The following is a 7,233-nucleotide window of genomic DNA, read 5'->3' as shown; positions in this document are numbered from 1 at the left end:
GGTCGATATGCGCAATGATGCAAAAATTGCGAATATGGCTCTGCTTGTGTTGGATGTCTGCCATGTTCTTTGTCCTTACCTCCACCGATACATGCCGTTGTCCGGCTATCCCATCTATTATATCAGCAGGGCAGTGGAGCGGCAATCGCGGCGTACCGTCGATCTGAAACGAGACGAAAAACGACGCATGCCCCTCCTCCCAGCGAAGGTCAACATGCGCCGCATACTTAACTTATTTGAAACTTCTCTCGCTTAAGCGCTTCTATTCTGCCGATCCGACCAGAACGTTGCTCAACGAACCGAGCTTCTCAATCCGGATCTCGACCCGATCGCCGGCCTTCAAGTAAACCTGGCGTTCTTCCGGATAGCCCATCACTACGCCTTCGGGCGTCCCGGTCAGGATGACGTCGCCCGGCTGCAGCGTCATATGCCGGCTCGCGTAGCTGACGATCGTCTTGCAATCGAAGATCATGTCGCTCGTGTTGGAGTTTTGCCTCAGGTCTCCGTTCACGAAGCTCTGGATTTCCAGCCGGTTCGGGTCGCCCACCTCGTCCGCAGTGACGAGCCAGGGCCCGAGCGGACAAAAGCCGTCCAGGCTTTTGCCGAGCAGCCATTGGGAGGTGCGCAGCTGCAAATCCCGTGCGGAAAAATCATTCGCCGCGCAATACCCAAATACGTAGTCCAGCGCCTCGTCCTCATTCACGTTAAAGGCGGTTTTGCCAATAACGATGGCGAGCTCTGCTTCGTAGTCCATTTTGGAGGTGACGTTCGGGACGCGGACAGGCGTATCGTGGGCGGTCAGCGCGTTGGCGAATTTATTGAAAAGAATCGGATAGGCCGGGATCGGGGAGTTGGTTTCTTCAGCGTGCTTCCTATAGTTTAAGCCGACGCAAAGGATCTTCCCCGGCTTGGCAACGCAAGGCGCCAAGCTCGCTTTCTCGAGGTCTCGCGAGTACGCTTGTACCTTCGATTCGTCGCGAAGCGCTTCTTCGATGCAAGCGGCGAGCGCCGCGAGTCCTGCGTTGCCCAAAGCGATCAGATCGTCGGTCGATCGTACGGGCCGCTCCATCTGAGCGCCCGCAGTCAGACGGCCTATGTCCAGCAAGCGATCGTTACGGACGACGCCCAGCCTCAGCTCGCCGTTGTCGCCCCAATAGTTGACCAGCTTCAAAGTCCATTCCTTCTTTCTCCATATTTAAGGCTGCAGCAAAATCTTCGCGATCGAGCCCGGGCCGCCAATCAACATCTCGAAGCATTCGCCGCCCTGCTCGAGCGGCCGGTGTATCGTCCACGGCAGCAGATCGACCTTGCCCTCCGCGATCCACCGAAGCGCTTGCTTGAAGTCCTGCGGATCGTAGGCGAAGGCGCCCAGCAGCTTCAGTTCTTCGCGGATGACTGTATTGACGGGCAGCGTACTGTCCGCTTCGTGCAGTCCGGTAAAGCCGATACGCGCCCCCCTGCGCGCCGAGGCGATGCAGCGCAGCCGCGTCGCTTGCAAGCCGACGGCGTCGACCGCCGCCTCGAAGCCTTCGGCGGGCTTTAACCGTTCGATCTCGGCGTCGCCGTTCGCGGGGATGCCGCCAAGCTCGGCTGCGATCCGCAGCCGGTCGGCATTCAGATCGGCGACGACGACTTCGCGCACGCCGATCAGCCTCGCCGCCGCGACCGCGAACAAGCCGATCGGTCCGGCGCCCATCACGAGCAGCCGGTCATCCGGCCGCAGCGAGATAAGCCGGCACAGATGGACGGCGCATGCCAGCGGCTCGGCCATGGCGGCCAGGTCGAAGGACAATCCGTCCGGCATGGCATAAACGTTGGATTCCGCTACGACGGCGTATTCGGCGAACGCGCCGGGCAGATGCGCACCGAGCAGCTTGCGATCCGGGCACAGCTGCGCTTCGCCGCTGAGACAATCCCTGCAACGGCCGCAGGTTTGCAGCGGATTGACCGCCACCCGATCGCCGGGCTTGAAGCGCGACGCGCCCTCGCCCGTCGCCGCGACCGTGCCTGCGAATTCATGGCCCATCACGAGCGGAGGCTTGCGCAGCGAGTTGTGCCCCAGATAGCCGCTCAGCTCGGAGCCGCAAATGCCAACCCGCTCGATCTTCACCAGCACTTCACCCGACGCCGGTTCCGGCACCGGCAGCGTCCTCATGTTCATCAGCCGCGGTCCTTCGTAGACCAGCGCCCGCATCGTTTGCGTCATGCGCGTTTTCCTCCTATTGGACTCTGTAGCGGCTCAGCACTTGCTCGTCGATCTCGATGCCGAGTCCCGGCCGGTCCGTCGGCACGGTGACATAGCCGTCCTTGAATTCGATCTCCCGACTCACCAGATCACGCGCGAGCGGCGAGTCGGATACGGTGTATTCGATCATAAAGCCGTTCGGAATGGCCGCCGCAAAATGCGTGCTCGCCGCGACGAGGATCCCCGTCTTGAAGGCATGGGGCACGACCTTCTTATGCCGGTCGTAAGCCAGGTAAGCGATGCGCTTGCCTTCGGTCAAGCCGCCGACGCGGGCGAGATCCGGCTGAATGATATCAAGATGCCCCTCGTCCAAAAGCCGCTGGAATGCCATCCGTCCGCTCTCCTGCTCCCCGCCCGCGATGGAGATGCGGCTGCGGTCCGCGAGCGCGCGATAACCGGCGATATCGTTCGAGTGAACGGGTTCCTCCAGCCAGTAGACGCCGTACCGCTCATACACCTCCGCCATGCGCAGCGCGCCCTTCAGATCCCAGGCGAGCCCCGCGTCGATCATGACGTCGACCTCGTCTCCGACGGCATCGCGGATCGCCTTGATCTGCGCTTCGTCGAACTTGGCGTCCCGGCCGATCGGTCCCCAGCCGAACTTCATCGCTTTATAGCCCAGCTTGGCGTACCGCTCGGCCATGGCCGCCGCTTCGTCGATCGTCTCGGGCATCAGGGCGCTCGCATAAGCTTTAAGCTTTCGATTGAATACGCCGCCCATCATTTCGCACACCGGCCGGTTCATCGTCTTGCCCAAAATGTCCCACAGCGCGATATCCACGCCGCTGATCGCGTGCAACGCGGGACCGGTGCGGCCGAAGTAGATCGTACCGCGGTACATTTTGTCCCACAGCCGCTCGATCTCGATCGGATTTTCCCCGATCAACAAGCTTCGAAGACCCGTCGCGATCGAATGCGAGGCGGGCGCCTCCACGACGGCCTTGGCGACCAGCGGCGACGAGTCGACCTCGCCGACGCCCACGATGCCTTCGTCCGTATGGATGCGTATGACGAGCGTATCCTGCGTGCCGTCGCATTGCTCGGCGTCCAGGTCGGGAATGCTCAAATAAATCGCTTCGACCTCGGTAATTTTCATAAGACCAGCTCCTCTATTTATCGTTAGCTTCCGAGCAAATCCTCCCGCAAAGGAGTGAAAACTTCCAGCACCAGCGAATCTTCCAGCGCTTCGACCGCATGAGAGACGCCGCCCGGAACGACGACCTGCTCCCCCGCCGAAGCGACGATCTCGACTCCGTCCAGCAGCATCCGGATTTTCCCGGACACGACATAGCCCAGCTGCTCGTGCGGATGCGCGTGCTCCGGGCCGATCCCGCCCTTTTTAAATTCAATCGCCATGCTCATCAGCCGATCTCCAGGAGGAAATATTTTGCGGCGAATAAGCGGATTGATCTGCTGCCACTCGTCAATCGGCATCGCAACTCTCCCTTTCTAAAACGTAATCGATAATCCCCCGTCGACGGGCACGATCGCGCCCTGTATGTACGAAGCCGCTTCCGAGGCAAGGAAAGCGATCACCGCCGCCACTTCTTCGGACTGGCCGGGGCGTGCCAGCGGAATTTTGCGCTCCCCTACGTAATAACGTTTGAACCACTCTGTCTCCAATTCGTTCTCGCCGCCGACGACGGACAATCCCGTATCGATAAAGCCCGGCGCTACGCCGTTCACCCGGATGCCGTGAGGCGACAGCTCGGCCGCCGTGCATCGGGTCAGTTGATCGAGCGCGCCCTTGGCCGAATTGTAGTGACTGGACCGATTCAAGGCGCGGACCCCGTTGATCGAGGAGACGTTGACGATGACGCCGCCGCCCTGCTCCTTCATCGCGAACGCTGCTTCGCGCGTGCACCAGTAGGCGCCGTTCACGATCGTGTCGAACACCGCGCGCCAGCGGTCCGTCGTCTCCTGCAGGAAATCGCTCTCGTAAAACATCGCGGCGTTGTTAACCAGCACGTCGATCCGTCCCGCATGCGCCATCGTACGACCGATCAAGTGCCGTACGGCGTCCTCGCTGCTGATATCAGTCTTCACGAACAGCGGGTTCCCGCCGATTGCCTTAAGCTCTGCCAGAGCTGTCGCCCCGCGCCCCTCATCCCGGCCCGCGATGACGATGTTCGCCCCTTCGGTCGCCAATAGCTTGGCCGTCGCGAGTCCGATGCCGGTCGCGCCGCCGGTGACGATCGCCTTCTTTCCTTCGAATCGACTCATTTTCGCCTCCCCTTTCATCCCCGCTCTCGCGTCACCACGGCAGCAGCGTGCCGACGATGTTACGCGGATACGCCTTGGCCCGGATAAACCCTTCCGCGTACCGGACGCCGCATTGAATGCCACGAAAGCGCGAGATCACCTCAACCATCTCCATTGCGTTGGAGCCGTACTGATCCTGCAGCCAATCCCCGACCTGACTCTCGTGCGCGGCCAGCATTCGTTTTTTCGTATCGATATAGTCCGTAATATCCACGTACTCGTCAGGCTGGAAGCCGATGCCGGCCATGCTGTCGACGAAATAAACGATCGGGATCTTCTTCAGCGCGGGACTGGCGGTCACGATATTCGGCACGGTCGTCATGATGGCAACATCGTTGGCGATCCGGCCGGTCAGCGTATGGTCCGGATTGTACAGATCGTCCGGCCAGTGCGTCAGCACGACTTCGGCCCCGCTCGCCCGCATCGCCTCGATAAAATCGAGGCGCGTCTTCTCGGTATCGAAGAGGAACTCGTCCGGGTATCCCATCCAGATCAGGTCCGCGCCGATCAGATCCGCGGCGGCCTTCGCTTCCTGCCGGCGAAGCTCGGCGATCTCCGGCTTGGACAGCGTCGGCGACCCGACCTCGCCGTTAGTCGAGATCGCGATCGTAACCTTGTCGCCGCGCGCCGCATACTTCGCCAGCGTACCGCCGCACAAAATCTCGGCGTCGTCCGGATGCGCGCAAATGGCCAAAATGTTCATCTCCACTTTCCTCCTCACAGGCGCTAAAGGTTATGAGCCCATCTTAAATGCCGTTTTGGTAGATTGTCAACAATCGATTATCGTCAATTGATCGTTGAATTTAATGTTGCGCTGCACTATACTGGGGGCATCGCCTATCAAACGTTCGAACTATACCAAGCTGGGAGTCTTAGATATGAACCCCTATCAATTCAAAAGCCAGGAAAACCTGTCATTGCGGCAACGCGTGTTCGCCGATATCCGCGACGCGATCGTGCGCGGACACCTGAAGCCGGGTGACAAACTTCGGGAGCTTGATATCTCGAAGCAAATGAACGTCAGCCGCGGTCCGCTCCGCGAGGCGCTTCGGGATTTGGAGGCGCTCGGCCTCGTCGTGAGCGCTCCTTACAGGGAGACGGCGGTCGCCGACGTGCGCAAGGATGAGGTCGTCGGACTGCTGATTCCGGTACGGCTGCAACTGGAGCTGTTCGTGCTGAAGCAGAGCCGCGGCAAGCGGGACGAAGCGTTTTTTGCGGCGCTCGAGGCAATTGTGGAGGAGATGAAGCGCGCAGCGACCGAGAATGACTTGTTCGCGCTGGCAGAGGCGGATATTCGTTTCCACGAGCAGGTGCTGTCGCTCGACGAGTCGACTCACACGCAGCAGATCTGGCTTGGCATCGTGAACCGGCTGCGGCTGCACTTCATTAAAAACACCGGCGCGTTCGGCGACCTCGGACGGGTGCCGGCGGAACATGCGGCGCTGGTGTCGGCGCTGCGCAGCGAGAGCGACGAACGGATCGAAGAACTGTGGACCCGGCATATCCGGGACGAAGACTGCCTGCTGTGCTTCGACGAAGAGACGGATTAGGGGAGATACGGATGTCCGAAACGCGGGAAGCGCATCTGAAGCAACTGGGCGAGCCTTACGTTAAACTGACCGGCGAAGACGGCGGAACGCTGCTTGCCCTCGTGCGTGGAGGGCGCGTGCACGATATGACTGTGCCGGGCGGGCAAGCCGGCGCGTCATTTTGGACGAATGCGGCGGCGCTCGATGCCGGCGGCTGGAATACGGGCGGCGACCGCACCTGGATCAGCCCTGAGATCGAATTTTTTACGGACAGCGCAGGCAGCTACGCGATTCCGCCGCAGCTCGATCCAGGTCAGTGGGCATTAAAGGCGGCCACCGGACGCGAGGCGGTTGTCCGGATGACTAGCGAGCTGTCCCACCGCACCTCGGGCGCCCGAATCCGCTTGGACCTGGAAAAACGGTTTGCGACGCTGCCGAATCCGCTTCGCATGAATGCGTCCCTGGCAGCGCGAGAATGGGACGGCGTCCGCTATGTCGGATACGAGGTCCAAACGGATCTGGAATTGACGCCTGTCGCGCAGAAGAGAAGCGACGATGCCGCAAAGTCAGGCTGCTGCAGCCTCTGGAGCATCATGCAGGTGCCGGCCGGCGGCGTAGCGCTGGTGCCGACGCGCGGTCCTGTGGCGCCGATGACGATGTTCGCGCAGCGGGAGCCGGCAGGCATCGCGACGACGGCCGGCGGCGTCCGCATTCCATGCCGCGGCAGCTACAGCTACAAGCTCTCGTTCGACGCCATCGCTTCGACCGGCCGCTACGGCTATATCCGCAGGCTTGACGCATCCGAGAGCAGCCTTCTGGTCCGCCAGTTCAGCGTAAATCCCGCCGGCGTCTATCCCGACTATCCGCCGGATCGGCCCGATTATTTAGGCTCCTGCATGCAGATTTACAACGACGGCGGTCAACTGGGCGGCTTCGCCGAGCTCGAATACCAATCGCCCGGCCTGGCGATCGACAGACCCGGGTGGACGACGGATGAATCGCAAGTATTCCATTTTACGGGACCGACGGAGAAAATCAGGGAAATCGCTGCGCTCCTGCTCGGGATGGATGACGTATCGCCGGCTGGGCTTAGCTAGCCGCCAACTCCAACGCGTGCGAACCACGGACTAACGCCTGCTCGACGACACTATGACTGAATCCACGTTGTCTCTCGGTGGCTTGCCGCATATCGGGAAT

9 protein-coding genes are annotated in these 7,233 nt (G+C 61.0%); 3 read left to right on the top strand and 6 right to left on the bottom strand.

The window, feature by feature from the left end:
- Window positions 1-256 (top strand): hypothetical protein (locus KVT38_RS16850; RefSeq protein WP_217594893.1); only part of this gene is annotated, 256 nt, incomplete at its 5' end.
- Window positions 257-262: 6 nt separating this feature from the next.
- Here the strand turns inward: KVT38_RS16850 and KVT38_RS16845 are convergent.
- The 6 genes from KVT38_RS16845 to KVT38_RS16820 are packed head-to-tail and all read right to left on the bottom strand — an operon-like array spanning window position 263 to window position 5,210.
- Window positions 263-1,171 carry a fumarylacetoacetate hydrolase family protein gene (locus KVT38_RS16845; RefSeq protein WP_217594892.1) on the bottom strand — a complete coding sequence of 303 codons (909 nt, stop codon included), beginning with the start codon at window positions 1,169-1,171 and terminating at the stop codon, window positions 263-265.
- 24 nt (window positions 1,172-1,195) lie between these two features.
- A complete protein-coding gene (locus KVT38_RS16840; RefSeq protein ID WP_254639289.1) occupies window positions 1,196-2,206 on the bottom strand; it encodes a zinc-dependent alcohol dehydrogenase in 1,011 nt (336 codons plus the stop codon).
- A 13-nt stretch (window positions 2,207-2,219) separates the two neighbouring features.
- The gene (locus tag KVT38_RS16835; protein ID WP_217594891.1) at window positions 2,220-3,341 is read right to left on the bottom strand and encodes a mandelate racemase/muconate lactonizing enzyme family protein; all 1,122 of its coding nucleotides are present in this window, start codon (window positions 3,339-3,341) and stop codon (window positions 2,220-2,222) included.
- A 23-nt stretch (window positions 3,342-3,364) separates the two neighbouring features.
- Window positions 3,365-3,679: a cupin domain-containing protein gene (locus tag KVT38_RS16830; RefSeq protein ID WP_217594890.1), complete on the bottom strand. Its 315-nt coding sequence runs from the start codon at window positions 3,677-3,679 to the stop codon at window positions 3,365-3,367.
- Window positions 3,680-3,694: 15 nt separating this feature from the next.
- A complete protein-coding gene (locus KVT38_RS16825) occupies window positions 3,695-4,468 on the bottom strand; it encodes an SDR family NAD(P)-dependent oxidoreductase (RefSeq protein ID WP_217594889.1) in 774 nt (257 codons plus the stop codon).
- A gap of 31 nt (window positions 4,469-4,499) precedes the next feature.
- Window positions 4,500-5,210: a PIG-L deacetylase family protein gene (locus KVT38_RS16820; RefSeq protein WP_217594888.1), complete on the bottom strand. Its 711-nt coding sequence runs from the start codon at window positions 5,208-5,210 to the stop codon at window positions 4,500-4,502.
- A 175-nt stretch (window positions 5,211-5,385) separates the two neighbouring features.
- Between KVT38_RS16820 and KVT38_RS16815 the strand changes: the two genes are divergently transcribed.
- Together KVT38_RS16815 and KVT38_RS16810 are read left to right on the top strand one after the other, a co-directional pair.
- Window positions 5,386-6,057 carry a GntR family transcriptional regulator gene (locus tag KVT38_RS16815; RefSeq protein ID WP_217594887.1) on the top strand — a complete coding sequence of 224 codons (672 nt, stop codon included), beginning with the start codon at window positions 5,386-5,388 and terminating at the stop codon, window positions 6,055-6,057.
- Window positions 6,058-6,068: 11 nt separating this feature from the next.
- A complete protein-coding gene (locus KVT38_RS16810; protein ID WP_217594886.1) occupies window positions 6,069-7,133 on the top strand; it encodes a DUF6786 family protein in 1,065 nt (354 codons plus the stop codon).
- Window positions 7,134-7,233: the final 100 nt, after the last annotated feature.

It is taken from the genome of Cohnella sp. GbtcB17 (assembly GCF_019091135.1).
GTDB lineage: Bacteria > Bacillota > Bacilli > Paenibacillales > Paenibacillaceae > Cohnella.
The sequence above is the reverse complement of the archived record's forward strand: the minus strand, read 5'-3'. Positions and strand labels throughout refer to the sequence as shown.

What these genes read in the sequence shown, in the direction of transcription:
- KVT38_RS16825 (WP_217594889.1), bottom strand. Translation starts at nt 4,468, where the DNA reads ATGAGTCGATTCGAAGGAAAGAAGGCGATCGTCACCGGCGGCGCGACC.
- KVT38_RS16815 (WP_217594887.1), top strand. Translation starts at nt 5,386, where the DNA reads ATGAACCCCTATCAATTCAAAAGCCAGGAAAACCTGTCATTGCGGCAA.
- KVT38_RS16830 (WP_217594890.1), bottom strand. Translation starts at nt 3,679, where the DNA reads ATGCCGATTGACGAGTGGCAGCAGATCAATCCGCTTATTCGCCGCAAA.
- KVT38_RS16810 (WP_217594886.1), top strand. Translation starts at nt 6,069, where the DNA reads ATGTCCGAAACGCGGGAAGCGCATCTGAAGCAACTGGGCGAGCCTTAC.
- KVT38_RS16820 (WP_217594888.1), bottom strand. Translation starts at nt 5,210, where the DNA reads ATGAACATTTTGGCCATTTGCGCGCATCCGGACGACGCCGAGATTTTG.
- KVT38_RS16840 (WP_254639289.1), bottom strand. Translation starts at nt 2,206, where the DNA reads ATGACGCAAACGATGCGGGCGCTGGTCTACGAAGGACCGCGGCTGATG.
- KVT38_RS16835 (WP_217594891.1), bottom strand. Translation starts at nt 3,341, where the DNA reads ATGAAAATTACCGAGGTCGAAGCGATTTATTTGAGCATTCCCGACCTG.